Origin of the sequence: Heliorestis acidaminivorans (assembly GCF_008933955.1) — a bacterium.
GTDB lineage: Bacteria > Bacillota > Desulfitobacteriia > Heliobacteriales > Heliobacteriaceae > Heliorestis > Heliorestis acidaminivorans.
The window spans coordinates 141,276-164,407 of sequence record NZ_WBXO01000002.1; the positions used below are offsets into that span (position 1 = coordinate 141,276).

A 23,132-nucleotide genomic window follows, 5' to 3' on the forward strand; every position below is an offset into this window, starting at 1 on the left:
AAGTTCAAGGGGGTTCTTGGTTTTATTTTTTCCGGTTAGCTATAAAGCTTCGGGTAATGCCGCATTTGAATTCAAGGGTCACTTTCAGGTCTTTATTGATGGTGCCTTTCTGCACGACCTGTCGGAAGATTTCTTCTTGAAAGGCTGGGCCTTCTTCTTCTTCTTCGAAGCTTTCTTGTTCTTCGAAGCTTTCTCGTTCATCGAGGCTATTTAAATAGGAAAGTAATGTTTCCAAATGCCGCTCCATATCTTTGCTTGTTTGTCGCCTCTCATCGAGTTCATCGTACTCGGCTTGTAGTAGCTCTTGTTCGTAGTATAAATGGTTGATTGAAGCTTCATAGATGTTGGCAAGAGAAGAGTTGCTTTGTTCTGTGAGCTTTTGTATCTGCTCATTGATTTGCTTAATCTGTGCTGCAAGATTTAATTGGCGCTCTTTTTCTGTTGGGCTGAGGTCGTGTTCATCAATGACTTGCTGAGCATCTTGGAGCAATTCAGCCTTTCCTGCTTTTAAGTCGCTTAGCAAATTCATGAACTCACTTTCCAGAGCAGATTCCCAGACGTACCTTGCTTTGCAGTCCTCTTTGTATTTTTGGGGGTGCGTTTTCGTTCGGCAGTGCCAAGCGGTGAAAAGGTACTTCTCTCCATTTTTCTGTGAGCTCATTCGCCTTCGCACGATGGGGTGGCCGCACTCGGCGCAATAGAGGATGTTGGAAAAGCATGATCTGTTGGAATAGTTTTGTGCGTATTTTCCGTCGGGGTTTCTGAGCATGTCGTTTCTTCGTTTTAGCTCCTGCTGAACGGCGTTCCAATCTTCTTCTGAAATGATGGCGGGGTGATGTTCTTTAATGAAATATTGTTGTTCTCTGCCGTCATTTCGGATTCGTTTGTGGGATAAGTAATCGATGGTTATTGTTTTGTTAGTCAAGGCCGAGCCTGTAAATTTTTCATTCGTCAAGATCTTATAGACCGCATCGGGTGTCCATTTTTTATTGCCTCTGGCTGTTAAAATGCCGTCTTTCATTAAGCCTTTGGCGATCAAGGCTGTTCCTTTGCCGGCGAGGCATTCGGAGTAGATTCTTCGGATAACGGCTGCTTCTTCTTCGTTGATGACAAGGTTGCCATTTTCATCGGTGTCGTAGCCTAGGAAGTATGTTGTTGGGATATGGGCGTTGCCTCGTTGGAATCTCTTCATTATGGACCATTTTGTGTTGAGACTTATGCTTCTGGACTCTTCCTGTGCCATGGAGGAGAGGATGGTGAGAAACAGTTCGCTTTTTGTGTCTAAGGTGTCGATGTTCTCTTTTTCGAAGTAAATGCCTATCCCCAATGCCTTAAGCTCTCTTATGAATTTGAGGCAGTCGAGAGTGTTTCTTGCGAATCGACTGATGGATTTGGTGAGAATGTAGTCTATTTTTCCTTCATAGCAGTCTTTGATCAAGTTTTGAAAACCTAAGCGATTCTTGATCGATGTTCCTGATATACCATCATCGGCGTAAATTTTGACGAGCTTCCAGTTGGGATTGCTTTTGATAAAGTCGGTATAGTAGGCAACTTGAAGATCGTAACTTCCTGCTTGAGATGGATCGTTTGTTGAAATCCTGGCATAGGCGGCAACTCGCTTCTTTGCCCCATCATCATTTGCTTCATTTCGTCCTGTTCTAACTTTTGCAGGTATTACCCTAACCTTTGGAGAGCGCTTTTCACTCAATCGGTATCATCTCCTTCTTTAAGTCAACTTTGACTACCTCCCCCGTTATCCAAGTGAAGGCAAATAAAAAAGGTGATAGCGCTTTCACACGTATCACCCAGGCTCTTACATATTCAATTCCACTGAATTCATCAATTAATCTGTCGTATGTTACATCGGGAAAGGACATCTTTTCAAGCTTTTCAAGTGCATCTTTTCTAAATGCGCTGTCCGCTTCGATGAGATTCCACTGTTCTTCTTTTTCCTTTAATTCTAGCTCAGTTGCAGCCCTTTTTGCTCTTAAACCCTCTAGCAGTTCATCTTGTCCCTCTAGGATTGCCTTACTTTCTTCAAAAAGGATTTTTTCGACTTTGATTTGGAGTTGGTTGTACTCGGCATCTCCTTTCATCTCAGTGTTTTTAATATCTTTTTTCATCTTAAGAATGGTTTTTCTAACCTCTTCCTCATCTTGTTCCGTTGGCTCATATTTTCTTTTTAGTGCTACTACCATGGCATTGACAACGTTTTCTTCTCTGATTCCGCTCATTGAACAAAGTTGGTTGCTCTTGATTCTTTTTCCGCATCTCCAAGTCACTACACCTCTGCAAACAAACCGTTGCAAGTTTCCACCGCATGTTCCGCAAACAATTCTGCTAGATAGAGGGTAGCTACTCTTACTCCCCCCTTTGTTCCGCTTGTTTCTTTGATTTAGCTTCACCTGAGCCTGCTCGAAGATTTCTTTATCCACAATTGGTTCATGATGGTCGCTAATTAGGTAGATATTTCTTTCTCCCTTGTTTTTTCTGCTCTTGTGGCTGATGTGATCTCTGGTATATGTTTTCTGGCCAATAACCTCTCCAATATACTGGGTATTTCGGAGTATCTCTCTTATGGCAGTCCCTGACCATTCCTTATTCCCATGGCTAGTCTCGTATCCTTTTCGCATGAAAAGTCTTGCAATCTCTGGTGGCGTACGCCCTTCTATACACAGTTCAAATGCTTCTCTCACAATGTTGGCTTCTTTTTGATGGATCACCCATTTTTCATCTTTGTCTCTTACATACCCAAGTAGCCGACGGAAGCTGGGCTCTCCTCTCTCTAACCGTTTGAGATTTGACCATTTTATATTTTGGGAAATGCTGTGGCTTTCTTCTTCTGCAACAGCAGCCATCATCGTCAAGATGAATTCACTTTGCATATTCTCAGTGTCAATGTCTTCTTTTTCGAAGATCACTCTCACGCCATTTTCTTTAAGCATTCGTACTGTATCGAGTGTGTCTAGAACATTTCTGGCAAAGCGAGAAACAGATTTGCAAAGGATCAAGTCGATTTTTCCTTCTAAAGCATGCCGCATTAATCGGTTAAAACCCGATCGGCCTGTCGTCATTGTGCCGCTTTTCCCCTGATCGGAGTAGATACCCACCATTTGATAATAAGGATTTGAACGAATATGTCTTGTGTAGTAATTGGTTTGAGTTTCTAATGAATCTTCTTGTTCCGTAGAAAGGGTACTCACTCTTACATAGGCCGCCACTCTTACAGGCTTGGGTTGCAACCCCATGCTTTGTTGCCTTAATGGGTAACTTGAAGCGATCCTACTCGTCGCTCCTTCCCCAATCATCGGCTCACTATCCTGGCCAAATAAGGTGACTCTCATTAGAATTCCTCCTTCCTTGCGTTTCTTTCTGTTTGTTAAAGTAATAGTCTGTAGATAATTCAATCAGTGAGAGAAAAAATATATGTCCTTGAAAGCCCTTGTTTCAAAGTTATTAGGGTTTTTGAGTCATCGTATATATCACTCAAAAGCAATCTAATAGCAAGACCATACTTAGATAAAACCGCTATTTATATAGAAGAAAAAAGGAGCCAATGCCAAAACATCAGCTCCGAATATACCCCGCAAACCCCGCCGCTTCTAACTGCTTCAATAGCGCCTCAGCATTTTCTCTTTTCGTAAAAGCGCCCACCTGTACGCGGTAGTATTTGTTTCCTTCCGGCGCAGCCTTCGTTGCCGGCGGTTCTCGTTCTTCTATCTCCTTGGCCGTAGGCACAATGATGATCAGGGCGCCTTTATCAATCCACGTCATGATGCCGGCTGATTCTGCTTCTGTCTTTTTGTTTATCTTTTTGCCTAAGAGCACGCATTCTTTGCCGCCTCGGACAACAGGCTTTCCTCGAGAAAGGATCTGCGTTACTTTGTGGTAGCTTCCTTGGATCACCCAATCGGGAATAGCTGGTCCGCCGGGGTAATAGTGCCTTGTACCAGGCTTTATAGCTACGACGGTGCCGACTGTTATGCCGAGCGGTCTTTCTGCTTGCTCCTCATCTAACGCTTTTTTTACTGCAGCGCGATAACTGTCCATCGATTCTTTATGTTGGGCAAACCAATGCAAAGGGTCGGCATGATTGCTGGCGATACCGCTCTTGAAGCCTTCAACATGGCCGATCACATCTTCTTCGCTAAGACCATACTTTCTGCAAAGCCACGCTGTCAGGTCTACTGCATTTTGCCAAGCCTTTCTAAAGTAGGCTTCTTGCTTGGCCACATCATAATCGACCATGGTACTGCCGCTGGCGTCGGCGTAGCGAAAGCCTCCAGGTTCGCAGATCTCAATTCCAATGTGACTGTTATTGGCTTCTCCACCGGCATGCCAACCACGATGGTCCCAGGGGAGGTACTGCCAGATTTCCTGATCATCTACAAAAGCATGGACACAAACTTGGCGGTTCGTTTCGCCGGCTTGATAGGATTTGTTCCAGAGGTTAAACCAAGCGGCGGCCTTTACACCAGGCGTGGCTGTGGAGTGAATCATAATGCCTTTGGGGCTGATTTTTCGACCGGCTCGGAAGCAATCGTTGTTGGTCATATATTTGCTGTTAAGTATCGTTCCGATTTTCAGGCCTAGGTTCATCTCTTTCCTCCTCTTTGTCCTTGAGCTGTTCCATCGAATCTCTGAGCTTGGCGGGAATAGGCAGTCCCAGTTTGCCAGCGTTTTCTATGATGCTAATCCCTTCATTGGAGAGATAAAAAAAGATGACGGCTGTGCGAATCACAGAGCCCTCACCGATAATCTGGCTATCAATAATCTGAGCAACACCAACGAGGATAAAGATAACGACCTTTTTGAAGATACCTTTAGAGCCAATATGACTGGAAATCTCTTTGGTAACGTAAGCAACCATAAGGCCGGTGATGTAATCTAGCACGATGAACATAATCAAGGCGTACAAAAAGCCATCATAACTGCCAAGAAACCAGCCGAGGAAAGCACCGATGGCTGCAAAAGCCATTTTCAGATATCCCAAAAAATCTCCATTTACCAAGGTAAAGCACCTCCTTCTCTTTCACTCCTGGTAATCTGTTCTTGTTTCTTTTAGCTTCTTTTAAGTTCTTCTATTTCTTCTATATAAAAAGATGCCTCTGACAGTCTTGTCATCAGGCATCTAGAAAGTCTGTATAGGTATTGGGTATTGGGTATTGGGTATTGGGCATTAGGTATTGGTTTGCATACTATAGCTAGCGATTTCAACAAGTCCCTATTTTTGTAGCTTTTATCTGTCTAATGATCCTTTTCTGTTAGAGTGAGCTTGCTGCATAATATCCTCTATTTAATAGGAAGCAAAATAAACATATCCACCATTTACAGTAATATAAAAACCATTGCCTGGTACATAGATTGCGCCTCGAAAAGCATGGTCAGCAGCGGTGGTAAAGCCTGTTTGCTCCCAGCTCTCCCATTCAAGGCCATCGGCGGATAGGTAGATCCTGTTCTCGCTAAAGAGCAGGTATCTTCCCCACTGTTCCATCCAGATGATGTTTTCCGGATTGGGCGCACGATTGTCATCTAAAGAACCGACAAAAGATAGGTTCGTTTCCGTCACTTCCGTTGCGTTATCATTGAGCACACAAAGTTGAATCTGATGGCTGTTAAAACCAACGGACCAATAACGTCGCCCAAAGAGCTTATTGTGAACAGAACGAATCAAAGCGTAGCGGATGCTCTGATCATCTTCTTCAATCGTTTTATTCCATGTACCAGGACTGGCTGAACTGGCTGTTGCAATCTCGCGCCGATTGTCCACCACACCTACAAATCGATCTTTATGGGCTGTAAGAGAGTTAAAGACAGGAACAGAAAAGCCATCGGCACCGACCAAGGTCCACTCCGTTCTTTCTGTTAGCGAATCAAAACTGTAATAAAGAGGCGAGCGGGCAAACCACCAGCCTACAATGCCGCTATTTCGATTCATATCATAAGCGCCTGTGATCATCTCACTTTGCGCATTGAGGCAGTAACCGGCGTTATGCCAGGTGATTCCGTTGAAAGAAGCGATGATGTTACCAAAACCAGTGATCTTGGCTAGAAAAACGCCATCACCGGCCCATAGAATTTCCGGTACGCCATGGCTCCACCAGGATACACCGACGACAGTCCACCGTTTTGTCGAGTGGTTAAAGTAGGACATATAGGGCGTTCGGGCATGGTAGACACATATCTGGGCTTGGCCATTGTTGTGTACGGAAATTCTATTTTCACTTTGATGGCGACTATAGCCAAAGTCATTGTAGTATTTCTTTTGCCATTGCAAGACTGGCTTGGGAGGAAGAAGCGTGCCTCGACCGCCAAAAGCTGTCCAAAGAACCAAGGGGTTGTTGAAGTTGCTGCGATAGGTCATGACGTCTCCCCCTCCACTTTTTCAATGCCTGTAATGCGGCCGGTGCTATCGGTTGAATAATTGTAAGTCGCCACAGTGCCATCCACATAAGTGACTTCAAAAGTCTCATTCTCGACGAGCAAGGTTGATACTTCTTTTAACAAAAACTCTGTAAAAATCTCTTCCAAGGTGATGCTTGTAATCTGTCCACTGCCGTCGGTGCTGTAGCTGTACTTGGCACTAAATTGACGAACATCGCCTTTTTCTACTGCATAGGTCACGTAAAAAAATTGGCTATCCATGGTTAGGCTTTTAACGATGGTTGATGATTTGCCCAGCTGTTCAATCTGTTCTTGGATGCCCCCTACAGAATGATTCACTGCCTCAAAGGAATGATCGACTCGCTCAAAAGAATAATCGACTTTTTCAAAAGTGTGATGGACATTCTCTCTGAACTCTTCAATGTATTGATCCAAGGTGTAAAGAGGCTCGCCCAGCTCGACTTTGCTGTTTTGGGCGCTCAGCAAATCTTTCTCCAGGGCGATCACTTTGATCGTAAAATTCAAGCCTAAGAGCTTGTGCTTGACTGTGACGGTGTCTCCTACTTTGACTTGTAAGAGCGATTGGTAATTTTCATATTCTGCTGTTTGAGCAAGTTGAATGAAATCGATTTGATAGTTGACGCTAAAGGTGCTGTGCTTGGCTAGATAGTCTAGCGCTTCTTGCCGTAGTGTCTCTTCATCTTCCGCGTCGAGAAATTCTACTTTCTTGATCAGTGGGAAGTCAGGAAAGTCATCGGGGTCAATTGACGTAGTGCTGTAACTTGGCGTAGTGGTGTCACTTGGCATAGTATCGCCACTAGGCGTGCTACTGTCACTTGAAGCAGTGCTGCCACTTGATGTAGCAGTTACATATTTTTCAGGCAAAGTTAAGCCCCTAGCACCAACTGGATAGATAACGGTAACCACTTCATCGGCACTGATTTTTTCTGTGATGCCGAGAACGTTTTTACCGTACTGCACTGTCACGCCCTTGTTGTTAGGCTGGGGCTTTTTGATGGTGATGGAAAAGTTATCTCGATAAAGCTCGCCACGCCAGCGGTTGACGATAAGGAAAAAAGCTTCTGCCCCATTTTTTTGGATTACATACTGCGTTTGCTTGTCACTAATATCACTATCAATTTGATACAAATCAGAAAGGCCTGTCTCTTGCAGCACCATATTCATCGCTTCTAGGCAAGTTTTATCAACGGCTCTTTTGTCTTCAATAAAAAAATGGGCCAGATCATAAAAGATATGGCGCCCTTTGGCATAAAGAAGATTTCTCCGGCTGTCTTTTTCTACGTGGTACAGGCGAAAGAGCTGGCCCTCTGCTTTGATAATGTTAAAAGGTTGTAAGTAGGCTGCTTTTTTCAAGTGCAGAGGATAGGCGAGATTCAATTCATAGAGGCCATTTAGCTTTTCCATGATGGTGCAGCTTTCGCATTCTTGTAACACAGCTAAGCCGTTTCTAGAAAAGTTGCTTTCCTTTTTGTCATAGACAAGGATCATTAGAGCCACCGCCAGTTTGGAAGAAGCTCTATTTTTTGAACGTTGCCTGTCCAAGTAATGTGGTTGTCGCCTCGCTTCAGAATCGGAAAATTGCCGGCCATCTGGTTGTTGCTGTTTTGGAGCGCATCGTCATAGCAATCTTTGAGTTCTGAGTTGACGATGATTTTGCCATCTACATCAAAAAGTTCGATTCTCTCGCCGTTGATGGTCACTGTCACATTGCCTTGGCCAAAAATGGTCAACACCGGCTCGCTCTCTACGGTACCGGGATTGTAAACATATTGACCACTTGCTGTAATTGTAATCATATTGTTTACAAGTGCGTATTTGAAAGGGCGGCAATGAAAGAGTATGGGAAAGGTAGAAGCGTATCGATAGACTTGCGTGAAGTCGATGGCATTGACTACTTGGGCTCGATATTTTTTGTCATCTTGAAAAGAAAAGATAAGATCACTCTCGCCGGCTGCAAAAAGCCAGCCTTTGATGGCGTCGAGGCGGCTGACGAGATTCTTTCTTGCTAGCAAAGCGCATTCAACCAAGATGGTAATGTCCTCGTAGGTCTTTTCATCATAGCGCACAGCAGAGTGGCGCCCTGGAATGTCCATGAAGTGCACTCTTCTTTTTGGCGATGGCAAAGTCGGTCTTTTTACAATGACCAAGCCAAAGTCTTTATAACTTTCTTTGCCGTCAAAAGTAAAACTCAACATTACCGCCGCCCCCTTCCTAGCGCAATTCTCTGGCGATAAAATTCCAGTTCATAAGCCAGTCGCTCAATGTCTTGGCTTGAGTTGTTGATAAACTGCTCAATCGTTATGTTAAAGCCAGAACCACTGGATGAAGATGAACCTTGATCAAGCATTTGCTTTGTTTGCTGGTCATTGTAGATTTTCGCTCCTCGTGGCAGTTGCACCAGTTCTGGCCCCAGCTCTCCCACCATGGTCCAACCGCCTTGGAAAAAGCTCGTACCGCTATAGTTGCGAGCTACTGCGCCTGATTGCGCCCCACCGGAAAATACTTGCCTGACTCGTTCCGTAACGCTGAACACTTTCTCTCGCACCGTCGTGGCATTCCACTGACGAATGCTCTCGACGCCATCGTGAATGGAACTTCTAATGCGCGTAAAAGCATGGCTTACATGATTGGCAATGGCAGAGAATGATCCGCTTGTTAAGCGATCCATCATAGAGAGGGCTTCTCTCCAGAGGCTTTGATAAATTTGGGTATAGGTTAGCAAGACGCCTCGAATCCCGCCACCGTTGGCTTCAATCGTTCCTTGGATCTGGCTCCAAGCTGTTGTGGTGCTGTTTTGCAGCCCATTCCACAACTCTGTCATTCTCGTTCTGACGCTCTCCCAGGTTGAAGCTATGGTACTACTGATATGGCCAAAGGTCTGTGCCGTAAAATTGCGCATCATCTCCCAGCGCAAAGCAATGGCTTCACCGAGAGCAGCAGCTTTTTCTTGAATGGTATCCCAGTTCTTCCAAAGGGCGATGCCAACGGCGGTGATAGCTATAAAAGCAGCGATGGCGATCCCAATAGGGCCTGTTAATGCTGTAAAAGCAGCGGCCAAGAAGCCTTTAATAGCCACTAAAGCACTGGCAGCGGCAGAAGCGCCTGCGATGGCCGTTGTTTTTCCCGCTAAGGCAAGAGAGATTTTACTAAAAGCACTGATAACCGCACCAGCAGAGGCGACGATTTTACCGCCGATAACCAAAGCCGGCCCTAAAGCAGCCACTAGAAGAGCGATTTTGACGATGATCTCTTGGGTGGCCGGGCTTAAGTTTGCAAACCAGGCTACCACTTTTTGCAACAGCGAAACGAGTCGCATCAGATGGGGCAGTAAGATTTCAAAAATCTCAATGGCCACCCCTTCTAGTTGAGACTTGAGAATGGTCAATTGTCCTTGCAAGTTGTCTTGCATAATCTCTGCCATTTCGGCAGCAGCGCCATTGTAGTTTCTTGTGGCGTCGGTCAGTTTTTGATAGTCCTCTTCGGTAGCATTGATGATCGCGAGCATACCGCTCATCGCTTCTTGACCAAAAATGGTGGCCGCGTATTGAGCTTGCTGTTCTTGAGAGAGGTTGCCAAAAGAGGATCGGAGCTGATCCATTACTCCTTTAAAAGGAAGCAACTCGCCATGGGCATCGGTCATAGACACACCAAGCTCTCGAAGTAGCGCTCCGGCAGCGGCTGTTGGTTTGCCCAAACGAGTGATAGCACCGCGCAAAGATGTACCCGATTGACTTCCTTTAATCCCCGCATTGGCCATCAACCCCAAAGCCAAGGCTGCGTCTTCAGCGGAGTAGCCTAAAGAACCAAAGATCGGAGCTACATATTTGAAAGACTCACCCAACATACCTACATTGGTGTTGGCGTTACTGGAAGCACTGGCTAGCAAGTCGGCAAATTCGCCGGCTTCGCTCGCTTGCATGCCAAAGGCGGTGAGGGCATCGGTTAATATGTCAGATACAGAAGCGAGGCTTTCTCCACTGGCGGCGGCGAGCATCATGACACCATCGAGTCCTTCTAGCATTTGGTTCGTGTCCCAACCGGCCATGGCCATGTAGTTTAGCGCTTCTGCCGATTGACTGGCGCTAAATTTGGTGCTAGAGCCCATCTCTTTTGCTTTGTTGCTCAGCTTTTCCAGATCTTCACCGGTGGCACCGGAGATGGCTTGCACTTTGCTCATCTCAGCTTGAAAGTCGGAGCCGATCTTAATTGCGGCAGCGCCAATGCCGGCAAGGGGTAAGGTGACTTTGGTGGTCAGGCCTTGCCCCACACTTTCCATCTTCTTGCCGACATCTTCCATGGACTTACCTACAGGCTCTAAGCTTTTGCCGAGTTTGTGCCACTGGGACGATTGAATCTCGATTTCTCGATTGACTTTTGCTACGTCTTGCTCTAACTGCACGAGTTTCGCTTTAGCGTTGTTGAGCTTAATCTCTAACTCCGCTGTCGCTTTGGCGTCTTTGCCTTTTGTTTCAACGGCTTTTCTATGGGCTTGTTCTAAAACAGACACTCTTTGTTTTTGGATTTCTTTTTGCTTTGTCAAAGACTGTGATTGTAGGCGCAGTCTATCGAGAGCACTACCGTGGTTGCCCATTTGTGCACTGGCCAGCTTAAACTCGGCTTGCACTCTGCGCATTTCTCGGTTTAGCAAGCTAATGCCGTTTTGAAAGCCCATGGAGTCTAAGCCGATTCGTACCGTTAAGCTACCGATGTCGGACATCTCACCACCTCCTTGAGGCATAAAAAATACACCTTTTGGAAGGTGCTAGAGAATTTCATCGATATAGCTTTGGGGCTTTTCCATTTTGCGTTTTAAGAGTTGGAGATAGTAGAAGATGTCCATCTCGTCGATTTCAGGTAATGTCCAGCCTTGCTCTAAGAGAGATAGATAAAATTGATCCATAAAATCCCGGGGGTCCATGGGCGCCCCTTTTAGATCTTTTTTGGATCACCTTGCGTCACTGTCCCCATTTCACCGACTACTTCTTGGATGCATCCCATCAAAGTAGGAATCAGTTCTTTTGAAGGCAGGCCATCATAAACATCGTCGATGGTAAATTGGTTGCCAAAAAGCTGAACGAGATAGTCAACCAAAATGTCTAACTCATCGGCTGTGATCTCTTCAAAGTTGAGGCTTTTGGACAGTTCAATCGTTCGCCGGACCATGCGGGCGCTGATAAAGTCGGCTATAAAGGTTCGGTTCTTGCCGTCGATTTTTAATTCTATCTTCACAGATGAGCCCACCTCTCTTTTCTAATGTGACTTTTCAAAATCATGAAAGTGCCTCTACAAAAACACTCTTAATAACCACTGCCCTCTTCTGACATATCGCCCGGCACTTTATCAAACCAGGTGTCTGCGCCAGTAAAGTCGTCGTTATCTTCATCGGCTGTATGTTTCCACTGTCCATCATGGGCGCGAGGCATAAAAGTGAGCTTGAGCTTCGGTGTTTTATGGTCGATACTATCGGCTTTGGTGGAGTAGTCCTCAGCCATGGGCTCGGCAGTTCCTTTTAAGAGCCAGAGATAGCGGTAGGCGCCGTTGGACTTTAGACTCTTAAAGCCAAGGGCCAGATAAGGGGCCAGGTCAGTTGCTTTTTCGATTAAGACGCCATTTTCAATGCTGTGGCCGCCTATTTTGGCGCGAGCTTGTAAGGGTAGATCGGCTGTTTCAATTTCTACGTCAATTTTGCCTAAAGCAGAGACTGACTCCCAGAGTTGATCGTCTGCATAAAGCTCTTGGCTGTTGACGGTTGGATTGATGGTAGCATTGATGGCGCCAATTAAAGGCTCCGGTGCTTCATAAGTGAGATTGCCCTGACTATCTTCTATTAAAAGGGCAAAGTGTAGATCCTTCAGTCCTACTTGGGCCATGTTGATGCCTCCTTTACTTTTAGATAACGCATCACTTTGTGATAGATTTTTAAGTCCTTTTCATAGAGGTCCGTGAAGCTGATCTTTTGAAAGCCTGCCTTCTCCATCTGGTTGTGAACTTCTTGCACCAAGACTGTATAGTCGCCTCTGCTCCAAATATCGATTTGAACATAATGGCCTGTAGCAACTTCTCGATCATCGGCATGTTGTTCTGCTTTGTCTAAGTAGGTGAAAAAAGTGATGTAGGTGTCGGCTTTGCCGCTGTAGGTTTGAAATGAGACAGGTACAGAGAGGCCTGACAGAGCGAATAGTATTTCTTGGTTGATCGTCATAACCCCAGCCCTTTTCTCATTTCAGAAGCGATGGTTTGAGCGGCCTCTTTTTTAGACTTTTCATAGCCCCTCGACATAAAAGGATTGGCCGACATTTTTACAGTGCCAAACTCGACGAATCGGCCGTACCATCCTTCTTTGCCGGGGTCGACTTTTACAAACTTTTCTGTGCCTTCTGTTCTTACATTGGAGCGTCTGATGCTTCTTTTTAAGGTGCCTGTTCTTGTAGGCGCTTCTTCTTGGATGGCACTTTGAACTTTATCGCCTGCTTTTCTTAATGCGCTGTTTTCGATGCGGCTACCTTTTTGGCCTAACTTTTCTAGCTCTCGTAACAGTTCATTGACACCTTCAAGCTCTACCCTGGTCATCTTGTATCACCTCTCGGGCTTTGATCTCCATGTACTTGTTCTCGTAGTTGATATTGTCTAGGGCTGTGATGTTGTAGACTTTTCCACGAAAGAGAATGCGCATGGAGCTATCGATATCTTTTTGATAGCGAATCGTAAACTTGACTGTTTTTTCGGCTTGCACAGCAGCGGCGGCAAAAAACTCACGACCTCGCAGGTTCGAAACAGAAGCCCAAAGGGTGCAGACATCTTGCCACGATTCAACTTCAAAGCCGTTGGCTGTTTTGGATAGGATCTTTTTCTGTAAAGTGATGCGCTCTTTTAGTTGACCGATCAAAAGCTACCACCTCAAGACTTTATAGGGGTAAAGCAGAGCCGATACGGAAAAGGGGATCTCACTGCCATGAGCGTAATTGTCGCGCATCACTTCTCGGTTTTCATAAAAGTGACCGCAAAGTAGGAGAATGGCTTGTTTGATGCTAAGAGGCACTTTTTTATAACCTACCACCGCTTCGATGCGCAAAGAGCCGGGCAAAAAAGAAAGGTCTGTCGGCCAGGGTTTTCGCGGTGCAATTAGCGGTGGCTCTAAAAGCAAGGCGCTGTTGTAGTCACTGGCCGGCAGTTCTTTGGTTACATCATTTCTATCCTGGTAGGTGATTTTTACAATCTCTTGCACAGGGTAAAGAGGTAATTGAATCGACCCATGAGGAAAGTGGTGATCGATGAAAAGGACGTGCCGCTCGATGAGGCTTCGTCTGGTGAAGTTTTCGCAAAAGTCAATGGCCGAGGCGATCAGGCTTTCTATATAGGCATCTTCTAAATCCGACTCAACTCTCAAGTGTATCTTAACTTCATCTAAAGTAAGAATCGCTTGTTGATGCTCCTGAAGGGTTATTACGTCCATGGCCTCACCTTTTTTCTTCAATCCTTTAGGCTGACTTTTGCTGCAGAGCTACCATGGCTTCAGGCAGGATCAGTTTGCCATCTAAGCGCTGCCAAGCTAAGAAACCGACTTGGCCGTTGGCGGCATAGAGTTCGTTTAAGCGCTTGAAGGTGCGGCCTTGGCGATCGGCGATCCAATAGTAGCTGAAATCTCCAAAGAGGATCGTTTTTTGTCCGGCGCCGCCTTCGGGCATGTACTGGGATGTGACGACAGGGCGGTTTAAGATGGTGTCTGGCGTGCCGGCTGTTACTGAGGGCTGCCATAAGAACTGGCCTTGTCCGTCTTTGAGCTTGCGGATCTTTTTGATGGTGCTGTCATTGAGAACGAAGGTGGCTTTTTTGCGATAAGGAGCAGGCAAGCTGTGGTAGAGATCGATAATCTCATCCATGGTGATGGCTGTGGCGCTGGCTGCATTGACACCAATGGGGGCGCCGCCGATGTTATGCAAGAGTCCCGTTGGTTTGTTCTGGCCATCGCCTAAAAGGAAGGCTTCTTCTTCGGCCGCTCCGATTCGGCGGGCAAACTCGCCGGCAATGTAGTTTTCTAGGTCAAAAAAGGCGTCATGTAAAAGTTCATCCGAAACTTTGAGCATCGTACCGACTTTGTAGGCAGAAAGGCTCACTTGGCTGAAAGTGTCGTCACTTTCTGTAAAAGGCCCTGCTTCATCCATCCAAGCGGCCGTACCCTGGCTGGCTACGACAGGGATTTTTCTGTCACCATGGCTGGTGCTGATGACATGGCAGAGCTGGCGCAGTACGTTTGCTTCTTCTAGAGCGGAAATTAACTGGCGCTCATATTCATCAGGAACGAGATAGCCGCCTTCTGAATCTTGACCGATCTGTAGCGCATTTTGCACCGAAGGGTTTACTTTGTTGCGCATGGCGCCCCAAAAGGCTTCTTTGTAGTTTTCTGTGGCGCGGCCTGTTTTTTCTGCTCCTCTTTGTTCAGGGCGATGGGATAAAGTTTGTGAAGTAGCGGTGGCTAGTTCGCGGTCCAGTCGTTCTTGGCGCTCGAGGCGCTCGATTTCTTTGCCGAGGTCGACCACTTCTTGTTCCATCTTTTCGTAGGTGGCGTTGTCTTCGGGAGAAATGAGGCCATTTTCTTGGCGGCGCTCGTCTAAAAACTTCTTGGTTTGATCCCAGACTTTGGCTCGTTTTTCTCTTAGCTCTTGCATTCGACTCATTGTTTTACCTCCAGTTTTTGATCAGTTCCAGCCGCTTGTGCAGCTGAGCGACGGGGATGGTTCTGTCAGAGGTGACTCTATCAAGAGCCTCATGCTTCTGCTTCTCTGAATCAGATTTTTTTCGTCTAGCCGTCGGCAACTTGTTGATTAAGGCGTTGGTGACGGTGAGCTTGTCAAAGATAAAAGCGCCAGATGCTTCACCAGTCGACTCGTCTGTATAGAGCAATCGGTCGGCAAACTTTAATTCGATGGCTTTGTGGGCGCTCATCCATGTTTCGGCATTCATCATGTGAGAGATCTTGGTTCGAGAAAGTCCTGTCTTCAGTTGATAGGCATTGATGATGCTTTCTTTGACTTCGTTTAACAAGTTGATGCCGGCTTCAAGATCAGATACTTCACCGGCGATGAACATGGCAGGATTGTGGATCATCAAAACAGATAAGGGTGAAAGGCAGACTTCGTCACCGGCCATGGCGATGACGGAAGCGGCACTGGCAGCCAAGCCATCGACGTGGACGCTTACTCGTCCCGGGTATTCTTTGAGCATGTTGTAGATTTGAGCGGCTGCAAAGCAGTCGCCACCGGGCGAGTGGATCTTTACGATGATGTCATCGGAAGGATCACCTCCTTCGTATAGTTCAGCCTTAAATTGCTTGGGCGTGATGTCATCGTCGAACCAAGAGGTTTCAGCGATGTAGCCTTCCATGTGCAAGGTTCGTATCGGTTTTTCACTGGCTTCGTTGGTTGCCCAGCGCCAAAATTTGTCCATCTCGTAGCCTCCTTTTTTGGGCATAAAAAAAAGACGTTGTGATAAACGTCTGGGGGAAAGCTTTTTATAAAGTTAGTTTTTTGGTGTTTTGTCCTGCTTTTCTTCACACATTTCTCTTCTGACTTCTTTGACCAAGGCTACCACATCTTCTTCAGACTCAAGACCAAGCCTTTTTGCTTCACCTTCAAAGGCGTCTTGCACTTGCAGAAGTGCCATCATCGTTGAGTTGGCAATCAGTATAACTCCGTCTTTCTCTATGAAAGCGACTTTATCCCCTTCTTTGAGATTAAGCTTCTTTCTGACACTCATCGGTATGGTTACTTGACCTTTAGCCATCACTTTCGCGATTTCCATTTGCAAGCATCTCCTATTCACCCTGCTTCTTAGCTTCTAGTATGCTCTATAGGTCGAATAAGCTCAACCACTATTTCCCTACCAATCACTCAACCTCGTTTGAACATAAAAAGGGAGTAAAACATATAGTTCTACTCCCCCCATAAATGGAATATTTGGATTCAGGCATTACCCTTGCCTTCCTATGGTGACGTAAGTATTATTCGGTTGCCCTTTCGGCAGTTGGATATTCAATGCGCCTTTCGCTTTAGCGATTATACCATTTTTTCACTTATATAAAAAGAGAAGTCTGCTAAAAACCCAAGTGAAACCGTTGGGAAGTTCATGGTGTTTTTTCTCCTACGGCATCGTTTCCCTCTACCCCACTCTCCTGCAAGGCCTTCTTGGCATAGGCCCCGGCCATCTTCAAAGGCAGCATATTGCCGTTGGTCAGATAAAGATCGCCGCCTTCTTCCGCAGGAATGGGATCTAAGTTCTCCATGCGCCGCACATCGTTGACAGAAAAGAAGCCGTTTTGAATGCCGATGGCGTAGCCGTCCATGCGGGATTTGTAATCGCCACGCATAAGAGCAGAGGCGTTGAAGGAGACGAAGCATTGACCTTTTTCTTCTACTTTGAAAAGCTTGCGGTTCATGGCTTGTTCGATTCGGACGAGCCAGGGTCTAACGGTATGAACGACAAAGCTGATCGATTGGTTTTCGATGTTGCTAAAAGAGCTTTTGCTTAAGTCTGCAACCATGTGGGGTGGGACCTGAAAGATGCGGCAGATCTCTTCAATTTGAAACTTGCGAGTCTCTAAAAACTGGGCATCGGAGTTGGGCATGCTGATGGGTTGGTATTGAAGACCTTCTTCTAAGACAGCCACTTTGTTGCTGTTGCCACTGCCTCCATAGGCGGCTTGCCAGGCATCTCTTACTTTGCTAGGGTCTTTGATCGTTCCGGCGGTCGATAAAATCCCGCTCGGTCTAGCGTTGTTAGCAAAGAACTTGCCGCCATATTCTTCGGCCGCAAGACTTAAGCCAATGGCGTTTTTGGCTAGGGCAATGGGTGAGTAGCCCATGACTCCATCAAAGCCGAGTCCTGGAATGTGCAGTATATCATCGGAGCGAAGGTAATAAGTCTGGCCCTCTTTGTTGTAGCTGTAATAGAGCTTGCCTTTACTATCTCGGTCCACAGTCATTTTATCGGGCAGTAAAGGATAGAGAGCCAAAACATCGCCGCGACCGTTGCGTATGATCTGCAAATAGGCGTTGCCCCAGAGAAGCAGATGGGTCATTATCGTTTCTCGGAGGGTAAAGGAGGTCATCTCTTCGTTTGGTTCGTCATGAAGAAGGCGATACAAGGGATGGTCGACCATTTTTTCTTTACCGTCGCCTACATAGCGATAAGTGTGCAGAGGCAAGGATGCGACAGTTTCAGCAATGATGCGGACACAAGCAAAGACGGCTGTTGTTTGCATGGAACTGCGCTCATTGACCACTTTGCCGGCTATGCTTTGGCCCATGAAGAATCTAGGCGCACTGCTGACGGTATCTTGCGGTTTGTCGCGGGCTTTGAAGAGGTTCTTGAGAAAGCTGAACATCGCTTTGCTATCACTCCAAAATGATCATATCTCGTTCGTCATAGATCGAGTCACTTGCTTCTGATGAGTGTACCGTCGCTCGAGCTAGTCCCATAATCAAAGCGACGATCCCGTCGATTTTCTCGGTCGACTTTTCTTTGTCTACTTTGATGTTGCCGGCTGGGTCGGTTTTGACGACGATGTTATCGGCCATCCAGCGCAAAACGGGATTGCCGCCGTGGGCGATTTGTTTGCTTAAGACAAGGCGCATCAGTTCTTTTGTCGGTGGGGACATATCTTTGAAGCCTTGACCAAAAGGCACGACGGTAAAGCCCATGGCTTCTAGGTTCTGGCTCATCTGCGTGGCGCCCCAGCGGTCGTAGACGATTTCTTTGATGTTGTATTTTTCGCCTAGCTTTTCGATGTATTTTTCGATAAAGCCGTAGTGAACTACATTGCCTTCAGTTAAGTTCAAGAGGCCTTGGCTGTTCCAGACAGAGTAAGGGACGCCATCGCGTTTGACTCTTTGGGGGAGCGTTTCTTCAGGAAGCCAGAAAAAAGGCAGCACCTGGTATTTGTCTTCTTCATCGAGCGGTGGAAAGACGAGGACAAAAGCGGTAATGTCGCTGGTCGACGATAAGTCCAAGCCGCCGTAACAGGCGCGACCTTGCAAAGCTTCTGGATCAACAGCAAAGTTGCAAGCGTCCCATTTGTCCATGGGCATCCATTTGATCTCTTGCTTGAGCCACATATTGAGGCGCAGTTGCTTAAATAGTGCCAAGTCGGCGGGGTCATCTTTGACTTGCTGGTAATGTTCGCGGACCCGCTCGATTTGAATAGTGTGGCCCAGGCTCGGATTGGCTTTGTACCAGTTCGCTTCATCTTCGATGTCGGCATCTTCTTCTAAGCCATAGATGATCGATAAAAAAGTGGGGTCAATTCTTTTGCCATCTAGAATGTCTTTGGCTTTGCAGTGCATTTCCCAACCATAGCCGGAGAGTTTGTTGCCGGCTGTTGTTAAGTATAGAAAAAGAGGTTGGCTGCGGGCATCACCGGAACCAGTGGTGAGCATTTTGGCCAGATCCTCGTTGGGGTAGGTCCAGATTTCATCTAAGATGACACAAGAAGCGTTGATGCCTGATTTAGATTTGACGTCAGAGCTTAAGACTTGAAAAAAACTGCCTGTTTTGGGGTAGACGATGCGCTTGGTGGAGCGAACGAGGTTGGTCACTCTCGATAAAGTCCTGTTGCCTTCGACGAAATTAACGCTTGTGTTGAAGATGATGCTGGCTTGTTGGCGATCACAGGCGGCTACATAAACTTCGGCATTGGACTCGCCATCGGCTAAGAGCATGTACAGCGCAATGGCCGCTCCCAGTTCGGACTTGCCGTTTTTCTTGCCGATCTCTACATAGGCTGTACGGTATTGGCGAGTGCCGTCTTCTCGCAGCGTGCCAAACAAGCGTTTGACCAAGTCAAGCTCCCACGGCAGAAGGATAAAAGGCTTTCCTGCCCATTTTCCTTTGGTCAGTCGCAGTTGCTGGATAAAATTGATGGCGTGATTGGCATGGGCTTCGCTATAGGGCATAGCCTCCTCTCCTTTCTGCCTCATTTACTCTGATGACTTAACAAAATCGTCGGCTTTAGGGATGGAAGCCAAGAGTTCTGCCATCTCATCGCCTTCAATGGTGCCACCGCGGTTTTCAATGTTTAAGCGGCTTCTGGCCGATGGACTGAGGCCCAATTCGGAGCAAAAGTTGCGCATCTGTTTTAGGTTCTGCTGGGCAATCGACACCTGGGGAATCTGCTGGATGTAGCCGGAGCTGGTTTTGAGAATTGAGCCGTGCTTGGAGATAAATTCTTCTGCTTCTTTCCAGCGAGCGTAGGCTTGGCAGTAGCCGGCAAAAACGGCCAGATCGATTTGGGTCAGCAAACCCATGGCTTCTAGTTCTTTGGCCAGTCTACGCCATTCTTTCTTGGCTTCAGGCTCGAGCCATGACGGGCATTTGGGCGCCTTTTTCGGCGGCTTCGGTTCGTTTTTGTTGAGCGGTCGTTTGCCTGGATTGCCTTCTAGTTCTTTAAGGGCCGTTGGTTTAGGGGGCCGTCCTCTACCTGCCATAACTTTCACCTCCTCCAAGGGTTGGCGAGATTGGGCCATGAAAAAAGGAACTCTCCTTTTGGGAAAGCTCCTTGGCTTGATAGTGGCTGGTTTTTACTTTTTGCTCTCGAGGGTTTAAGGCTATGTGGCAGTGTGGTGTTGGGCTCTATGGGCTTTGCTGCTTAGTTGAGTTGATTGCTTTGCTTGTGCTTTACTCGCTCTTTCCATCTCCTGTTGCTTCTGGAGCTGCTGCATCTAGTGCTTCTGCTGCTTGCTCTTTTTCTTCTAAGACCCCATCGAGCAGGCCTTCAATCTTACTTGGCGAGGTTGGCTTTCTAAAGGCACCGTTTCCTGCTAACTTTTCCGTAAGCACTTTGCGGCTTTTCTTGTAGTCGCTGCCGTTCATGCCGATGCGAATGAGCCAGGTTCTAAAAGCGTATTTGGGGTTCTCTTCTTGCACTTGCTTGAAAGAGGCGCGTTTTTGTTTTAGTGCTTGTTGGTGAACCAGGGCGATGAGGTCTTGAAAAGCGGCGATTCTCTCGGGCGTTAAGCTATCTGTGACCAGCTTGATGGCGTAAGTCTTTTCTGCAAAGTCGAAGTCTAAAGCTGGGTAGCGGTCTTTTCCTAGTTCTTTCAGGGCTCTTTCTAAATCTTCTAGGGTCTTGATTTCGTATTGGCTCAAGTCTTCGGCAAACGTTGCATCCATGAGCGGCTCGGTCACTTCAAAGGCTTTTCTGATTAAGTGCTCTTTGCTGTAAAGCATGTTGATTAGGTTTCTCAGGCTTGTCCCGCTATGGTCGGCGAAGGGAATCTTTACTTCCATGCAGTCGAAGGGTAACAGGTTCGGGTTTTCCATGGGGCTTTGACTCGACTCTTGCTGTTCAGCTCCTTGGTCGGGCTCATCTTCGGGCGCAGGCGGGTTCAGAATCTCCTCGATGGTTATCACTTCCCCTGTAGCTTTTGTGATCGTCCCTTCTCGGTCGATCCGGTAGCTTTCTTCTTCGGTGACAATCTCGTAAGCAAAAGTTGGGGCGCTGAGATACTTTGGTTTGACACCTAAGTAGTCACCTAGTTTTTGGACCAGCTCTTTTCTGCTCATCGGCATGACCTCCTGTGTTTTGGTAGTACATATATCACTCAAAGCACAGGAAATAGCAAGCCAATTCTAGCGATAAGATGCATGTTTTTAGGTGAGTTCTAGAGCTGTGTAGCGAGGGAATTCATAGCCTTCGCTGTTCACTAGAACTTTTGTTCCAGTTTTGGCGTTGATCACGCGGATGCAGCGAACCTCTCCTTGTGGGGTTACGCCTCCGCTTTCTGGGCTGATCCAGTCTTGGTCGGCAAAGAAGTCACTGGCAAAAGCGCGAAATTCCTCATCTTGAAGGACCACTTCTTTGGTGACTTTGTAGGATTGTCCTTTTTGTCTTACCTCGAGGGCTCCCTCCGTGGCTTCTCTCAACTCTCTCAGGTTGCTGAACTTTCTCCCAAAAAGTGCTCTCATGGGCTTCACTCCACTTCTACATAGTCCATCAGGATTGGCTGAAGGTAGTAGCATATTGCCATAGGTTTTCATCGATAGCAACTTCATGGGTTTTCAAAAATTTGAGTTAAGAGATATAGCTAAAAAGACTCAGCAAAAAGCTAAGCCAGCAATGCATCTTCTTTCGCTTTCGGCTTTGGTAAATCAGCAAAAGCGGTCTTTACGCCATCGCGCAGGACAAAGACTTCTTCATCAGTGCCCACTTGCTCGATAAATCTTTTCACAATGACAGTGGCGTACTTGGGGTCTAACTCTAGAGTGAAACAAATTCTATCGATCTGTTCGCAAGCAATGAGCGTCGAACCACTGCCGCCAAAAGGGTCGAGGACGATGGCGTTGACTTGGGAGGAGTTTTTGATGGGATAGCATAGGAGCGGGACTGGCTTCATGGTAGGATGATCGCTGTTTTTCTTTGGTTTGTCGTAGTTCCAGACCGTTGTTTCTGAGCGGCCTGTGTACCAGCGGTGCTTGCCGCCTTTTTTCCAACCAAAGAGGATAGGTTCGTGTATCCAGTTGTAGGGGCTGCGGCCGAGGACCAAGGAGTTTTTCTTCCAGATACAGACGCCGCTTAAGTGAAAGCCTGCTTCAATGAAAGCTTTTCTAAAGTTCAGTCCTTCTGTGTCGGCATGAAAGACGTAGGCCGAGGCGCCGGGGGCCATGTTTTCGGCCATGTTGGTAAAGGCAGAGAAGAGAAATTGATAGAAGGCTTCATTATCTTGCTTGTCGTTTTGAATCTTCAAGCCACTGGCGCTTTCAAAGTCCACGTTGTAGGGTGGATCGGTTAGGAGCAAGTTGGCTTTTTTGCCGTCCATCAAAAGTCGCAAATCTTCTGCTTTGGTGGCGTCGCCGCAGAACAAGCGGTGGTGGCCTAAGAGCCAAAGATCGCCGCGTTGGACAAAGGTCCCTTCTTCTAAGGCTTTGTTCACATCGTAGTCGTCTTCTTTCGCTTCTTTGTCGTGTACCTGGTTGAAGAGATCGTCAATCTCGGCGGCATCAAAACCTGTCAAAGTTACATCAAAGTCTTGTTCGTCTAGCTCTTTAAGTAAGTCGGCCAGGGCTTCATACTCCCAGTCGCCTGTTACTTTGTTTAAGGCTACGTTGAGGGCTTTTTCTCGTTCTGGTAATAAGTTGACGACAACACATTCTACTTCTTCATAGCCTTCGGCAACTAAAACTTTGTAGCGCTGGTGGCCGCCGACGATGTGCCCTGTCGTTTCGTTCCAGATGATAGGCTCAACATAGCCAAACTCGCTGATAGAGCGCTTGAGCTTTTCATAAGCTGGGTCGCCGGGCTTGAGGTCTTGGCGGGGGTTGTACTTGGCCGGCTTTATATCATTAACCGGCACTTTGCGGATCGTCATGGCGTCCATCAAAGGTTTGCCTCCTTTATGTGTTCTTTTGATTCAATCGTTTTTAGTGAGTCCTTTTGGGCAATCGTCTAGGGTAGTTCTTTTGCTTATACCCCTTTGGGAACTTCTGTTGAATGAATCATTTTAGGCAACAAAAAAAGCTCGAGCGGTGATGCTTCGAGCGAAAAGAGTTTAGAACGAGTGCAGAAAAAAGCGTAAAAAGGCTAAAAAATGTGCCTTTTTCACTATGAATCCATAGAGCAATCGCTACCACTTTGGAATTCCCTAAAATTCTGTAGACCTTGATTTTCTAAGGTTTTTGGCTCAATCACCCAAACTTTCTATAGAGCCAAGAAGCCCTTAGATACCCCCCTTACGATT

The 23,132-nt window shown here is 46.7% G+C and carries 24 protein-coding genes; all 24 read right to left on the bottom strand.

From position 1 onward, the window contains the following. Positions 1-22: 22 nt before the first annotated feature. The 24 genes from F9B85_RS03585 to F9B85_RS03695 all read right to left on the bottom strand — a co-directional run bounded on the left by F9B85_RS03585 (position 23) and on the right by F9B85_RS03695 (position 22,763). Complete coding sequence (locus F9B85_RS03585; protein ID WP_151618626.1) at positions 23-1,708, bottom strand: recombinase family protein; 1,686 nt, start codon at positions 1,706-1,708, stop codon at positions 23-25. Further along, the gene (locus F9B85_RS03590; RefSeq protein WP_151618628.1) at positions 1,701-3,344 is read right to left on the bottom strand and encodes a recombinase family protein; all 1,644 of its coding nucleotides are present in this window, start codon (positions 3,342-3,344) and stop codon (positions 1,701-1,703) included. The genes F9B85_RS03585 and F9B85_RS03590 overlap by 8 nt, the downstream gene beginning before the upstream one ends. 223 nt (positions 3,345-3,567) lie before the next feature. Continuing rightward, positions 3,568-4,599 carry an N-acetylmuramoyl-L-alanine amidase gene (locus F9B85_RS03595; RefSeq protein WP_151618630.1) on the bottom strand — a complete coding sequence of 344 codons (1,032 nt, stop codon included), beginning with the start codon at positions 4,597-4,599 and terminating at the stop codon, positions 3,568-3,570. Further along, positions 4,565-4,978, bottom strand: coding sequence for a phage holin family protein (locus F9B85_RS03600; RefSeq protein ID WP_151619080.1), 414 nt, complete (start codon positions 4,976-4,978; stop codon positions 4,565-4,567). The genes F9B85_RS03595 and F9B85_RS03600 overlap by 35 nt, the downstream gene beginning before the upstream one ends. 318 nt (positions 4,979-5,296) lie before the next feature. Then, positions 5,297-6,364, bottom strand: coding sequence for a hypothetical protein (locus F9B85_RS03605; RefSeq protein WP_151618632.1), 1,068 nt, complete (start codon positions 6,362-6,364; stop codon positions 5,297-5,299). Beyond that, the gene (locus tag F9B85_RS03610; protein WP_151618634.1) at positions 6,361-7,893 is read right to left on the bottom strand and encodes a phage tail spike protein; all 1,533 of its coding nucleotides are present in this window, start codon (positions 7,891-7,893) and stop codon (positions 6,361-6,363) included. The genes F9B85_RS03605 and F9B85_RS03610 overlap by 4 nt, the downstream gene beginning before the upstream one ends. Then, entirely contained in the window at positions 7,893-8,600 is a 708-nt protein-coding gene (locus F9B85_RS03615; protein ID WP_151618635.1) for a distal tail protein Dit, read from the bottom strand. The genes F9B85_RS03610 and F9B85_RS03615 overlap by 1 nt, the downstream gene beginning before the upstream one ends. Continuing rightward, positions 8,600-11,122 (bottom strand): phage tail tape measure protein, encoded by a 2,523-nt coding sequence (locus F9B85_RS03620; protein WP_151618637.1) that lies wholly within the window; start codon positions 11,120-11,122, stop codon positions 8,600-8,602. The genes F9B85_RS03615 and F9B85_RS03620 overlap by 1 nt, the downstream gene beginning before the upstream one ends. 45 nt (positions 11,123-11,167) lie before the next feature. After that, positions 11,168-11,323, bottom strand: a complete 156-nt coding sequence (locus F9B85_RS14295) for a hypothetical protein (protein ID WP_170270150.1) — start codon at positions 11,321-11,323, stop codon at positions 11,168-11,170. 11 nt (positions 11,324-11,334) lie between these two features. After that, positions 11,335-11,634 (bottom strand): phage tail assembly chaperone G, encoded by a 300-nt coding sequence (gene gpG / locus F9B85_RS03625; protein ID WP_151618639.1) that lies wholly within the window; start codon positions 11,632-11,634, stop codon positions 11,335-11,337. Positions 11,635-11,702: 68 nt separating this feature from the next. Further along, positions 11,703-12,275 carry a major tail protein gene (locus F9B85_RS03630; RefSeq protein ID WP_151618641.1) on the bottom strand — a complete coding sequence of 191 codons (573 nt, stop codon included), beginning with the start codon at positions 12,273-12,275 and terminating at the stop codon, positions 11,703-11,705. After that, positions 12,263-12,607 (bottom strand): hypothetical protein, encoded by a 345-nt coding sequence (locus tag F9B85_RS03635; RefSeq protein WP_151618643.1) that lies wholly within the window; start codon positions 12,605-12,607, stop codon positions 12,263-12,265. Before F9B85_RS03635 ends, F9B85_RS03630 begins: the two co-directional genes overlap by 13 nt. After that, a complete protein-coding gene (locus F9B85_RS03640) occupies positions 12,604-12,975 on the bottom strand; it encodes an HK97-gp10 family putative phage morphogenesis protein (RefSeq protein ID WP_151618645.1) in 372 nt (123 codons plus the stop codon). The genes F9B85_RS03635 and F9B85_RS03640 overlap by 4 nt, the downstream gene beginning before the upstream one ends. After that, positions 12,956-13,291 carry a phage head closure protein gene (locus tag F9B85_RS03645; RefSeq protein ID WP_151618647.1) on the bottom strand — a complete coding sequence of 112 codons (336 nt, stop codon included), beginning with the start codon at positions 13,289-13,291 and terminating at the stop codon, positions 12,956-12,958. The genes F9B85_RS03640 and F9B85_RS03645 overlap by 20 nt, the downstream gene beginning before the upstream one ends. 3 nt (positions 13,292-13,294) lie before the next feature. Beyond that, the gene (locus F9B85_RS03650; RefSeq protein WP_151618649.1) at positions 13,295-13,858 is read right to left on the bottom strand and encodes a head-tail connector protein; all 564 of its coding nucleotides are present in this window, start codon (positions 13,856-13,858) and stop codon (positions 13,295-13,297) included. 25 nt (positions 13,859-13,883) lie between these two features. Continuing rightward, positions 13,884-15,080 carry a phage major capsid protein gene (locus F9B85_RS03655; RefSeq protein WP_151618651.1) on the bottom strand — a complete coding sequence of 399 codons (1,197 nt, stop codon included), beginning with the start codon at positions 15,078-15,080 and terminating at the stop codon, positions 13,884-13,886. Between the two features lie 4 nt (positions 15,081-15,084). Further along, positions 15,085-15,849: a head maturation protease, ClpP-related gene (locus F9B85_RS03660; RefSeq protein ID WP_151618653.1), complete on the bottom strand. Its 765-nt coding sequence runs from the start codon at positions 15,847-15,849 to the stop codon at positions 15,085-15,087. A 72-nt stretch (positions 15,850-15,921) separates the two neighbouring features. Next, positions 15,922-16,203: an AbrB/MazE/SpoVT family DNA-binding domain-containing protein gene (locus tag F9B85_RS03665; protein ID WP_151618655.1), complete on the bottom strand. Its 282-nt coding sequence runs from the start codon at positions 16,201-16,203 to the stop codon at positions 15,922-15,924. Between the two features lie 322 nt (positions 16,204-16,525). After that, positions 16,526-17,785 (bottom strand): phage portal protein, encoded by a 1,260-nt coding sequence (locus F9B85_RS03670; RefSeq protein ID WP_151618657.1) that lies wholly within the window; start codon positions 17,783-17,785, stop codon positions 16,526-16,528. A 10-nt stretch (positions 17,786-17,795) separates the two neighbouring features. Then, positions 17,796-19,352 (bottom strand): terminase large subunit, encoded by a 1,557-nt coding sequence (locus tag F9B85_RS03675; RefSeq protein ID WP_207707029.1) that lies wholly within the window; start codon positions 19,350-19,352, stop codon positions 17,796-17,798. Between the two features lie 24 nt (positions 19,353-19,376). After that, on the bottom strand, positions 19,377-19,883 hold the full coding sequence (locus tag F9B85_RS03680) for a phage terminase small subunit P27 family (RefSeq protein ID WP_151618661.1): 507 nt from the start codon (positions 19,881-19,883) through the stop codon (positions 19,377-19,379). A gap of 190 nt (positions 19,884-20,073) precedes the next feature. After that, positions 20,074-20,961, bottom strand: a complete 888-nt coding sequence (locus F9B85_RS03685) for a hypothetical protein (RefSeq protein WP_151618663.1) — start codon at positions 20,959-20,961, stop codon at positions 20,074-20,076. Positions 20,962-21,048: 87 nt separating this feature from the next. Next, positions 21,049-21,435, bottom strand: coding sequence for a hypothetical protein (locus F9B85_RS03690; RefSeq protein ID WP_341474376.1), 387 nt, complete (start codon positions 21,433-21,435; stop codon positions 21,049-21,051). 68 nt (positions 21,436-21,503) lie between these two features. Beyond that, positions 21,504-22,763: a site-specific DNA-methyltransferase gene (locus F9B85_RS03695; protein WP_151619085.1), complete on the bottom strand. Its 1,260-nt coding sequence runs from the start codon at positions 22,761-22,763 to the stop codon at positions 21,504-21,506. Positions 22,764-23,132: the final 369 nt, after the last annotated feature.

Excerpts from the sequence above, each read along its gene's own strand:
- F9B85_RS03590 (WP_151618628.1), bottom strand. The coding sequence starts at position 3,344 with ATGAGAGTCACCTTATTTGGCCAGGATAGTGAGCCGATGATTGGGGAA.
- F9B85_RS03595 (WP_151618630.1), bottom strand. The coding sequence starts at position 4,599 with ATGAACCTAGGCCTGAAAATCGGAACGATACTTAACAGCAAATATATG.
- F9B85_RS03600 (WP_151619080.1), bottom strand. The coding sequence starts at position 4,978 with ATGGCTTTTGCAGCCATCGGTGCTTTCCTCGGCTGGTTTCTTGGCAGT.
- F9B85_RS03605 (WP_151618632.1), bottom strand. The coding sequence starts at position 6,364 with ATGACCTATCGCAGCAACTTCAACAACCCCTTGGTTCTTTGGACAGCT.
- F9B85_RS03610 (WP_151618634.1), bottom strand. The coding sequence starts at position 7,893 with ATGATCCTTGTCTATGACAAAAAGGAAAGCAACTTTTCTAGAAACGGC.
- F9B85_RS03615 (WP_151618635.1), bottom strand. The coding sequence starts at position 8,600 with ATGTTGAGTTTTACTTTTGACGGCAAAGAAAGTTATAAAGACTTTGGC.
- F9B85_RS03620 (WP_151618637.1), bottom strand. The coding sequence starts at position 11,122 with ATGTCCGACATCGGTAGCTTAACGGTACGAATCGGCTTAGACTCCATG.
- F9B85_RS14295 (WP_170270150.1), bottom strand. The coding sequence starts at position 11,323 with ATGGACCCCCGGGATTTTATGGATCAATTTTATCTATCTCTCTTAGAG.
- F9B85_RS03630 (WP_151618641.1), bottom strand. The coding sequence starts at position 12,275 with ATGGCCCAAGTAGGACTGAAGGATCTACACTTTGCCCTTTTAATAGAA.
- F9B85_RS03635 (WP_151618643.1), bottom strand. The coding sequence starts at position 12,607 with ATGACGATCAACCAAGAAATACTATTCGCTCTGTCAGGCCTCTCTGTA.
- F9B85_RS03640 (WP_151618645.1), bottom strand. The coding sequence starts at position 12,975 with ATGACCAGGGTAGAGCTTGAAGGTGTCAATGAACTGTTACGAGAGCTA.
- F9B85_RS03650 (WP_151618649.1), bottom strand. The coding sequence starts at position 13,858 with ATGGACGTAATAACCCTTCAGGAGCATCAACAAGCGATTCTTACTTTA.
- F9B85_RS03655 (WP_151618651.1), bottom strand. The coding sequence starts at position 15,080 with ATGAGTCGAATGCAAGAGCTAAGAGAAAAACGAGCCAAAGTCTGGGAT.
- F9B85_RS03660 (WP_151618653.1), bottom strand. The coding sequence starts at position 15,849 with ATGGACAAATTTTGGCGCTGGGCAACCAACGAAGCCAGTGAAAAACCG.
- F9B85_RS03665 (WP_151618655.1), bottom strand. The coding sequence starts at position 16,203 with ATGGAAATCGCGAAAGTGATGGCTAAAGGTCAAGTAACCATACCGATG.
- F9B85_RS03670 (WP_151618657.1), bottom strand. The coding sequence starts at position 17,785 with ATGTTCAGCTTTCTCAAGAACCTCTTCAAAGCCCGCGACAAACCGCAA.
- F9B85_RS03675 (WP_207707029.1), bottom strand. The coding sequence starts at position 19,352 with ATGCCCTATAGCGAAGCCCATGCCAATCACGCCATCAATTTTATCCAG.
- F9B85_RS03680 (WP_151618661.1), bottom strand. The coding sequence starts at position 19,883 with ATGGCAGGTAGAGGACGGCCCCCTAAACCAACGGCCCTTAAAGAACTA.
- F9B85_RS03685 (WP_151618663.1), bottom strand. The coding sequence starts at position 20,961 with ATGAGCAGAAAAGAGCTGGTCCAAAAACTAGGTGACTACTTAGGTGTC.
- F9B85_RS03690 (WP_341474376.1), bottom strand. The coding sequence starts at position 21,435 with ATGAAAACCTATGGCAATATGCTACTACCTTCAGCCAATCCTGATGGA.
- F9B85_RS03695 (WP_151619085.1), bottom strand. The coding sequence starts at position 22,763 with ATGACGATCCGCAAAGTGCCGGTTAATGATATAAAGCCGGCCAAGTAC.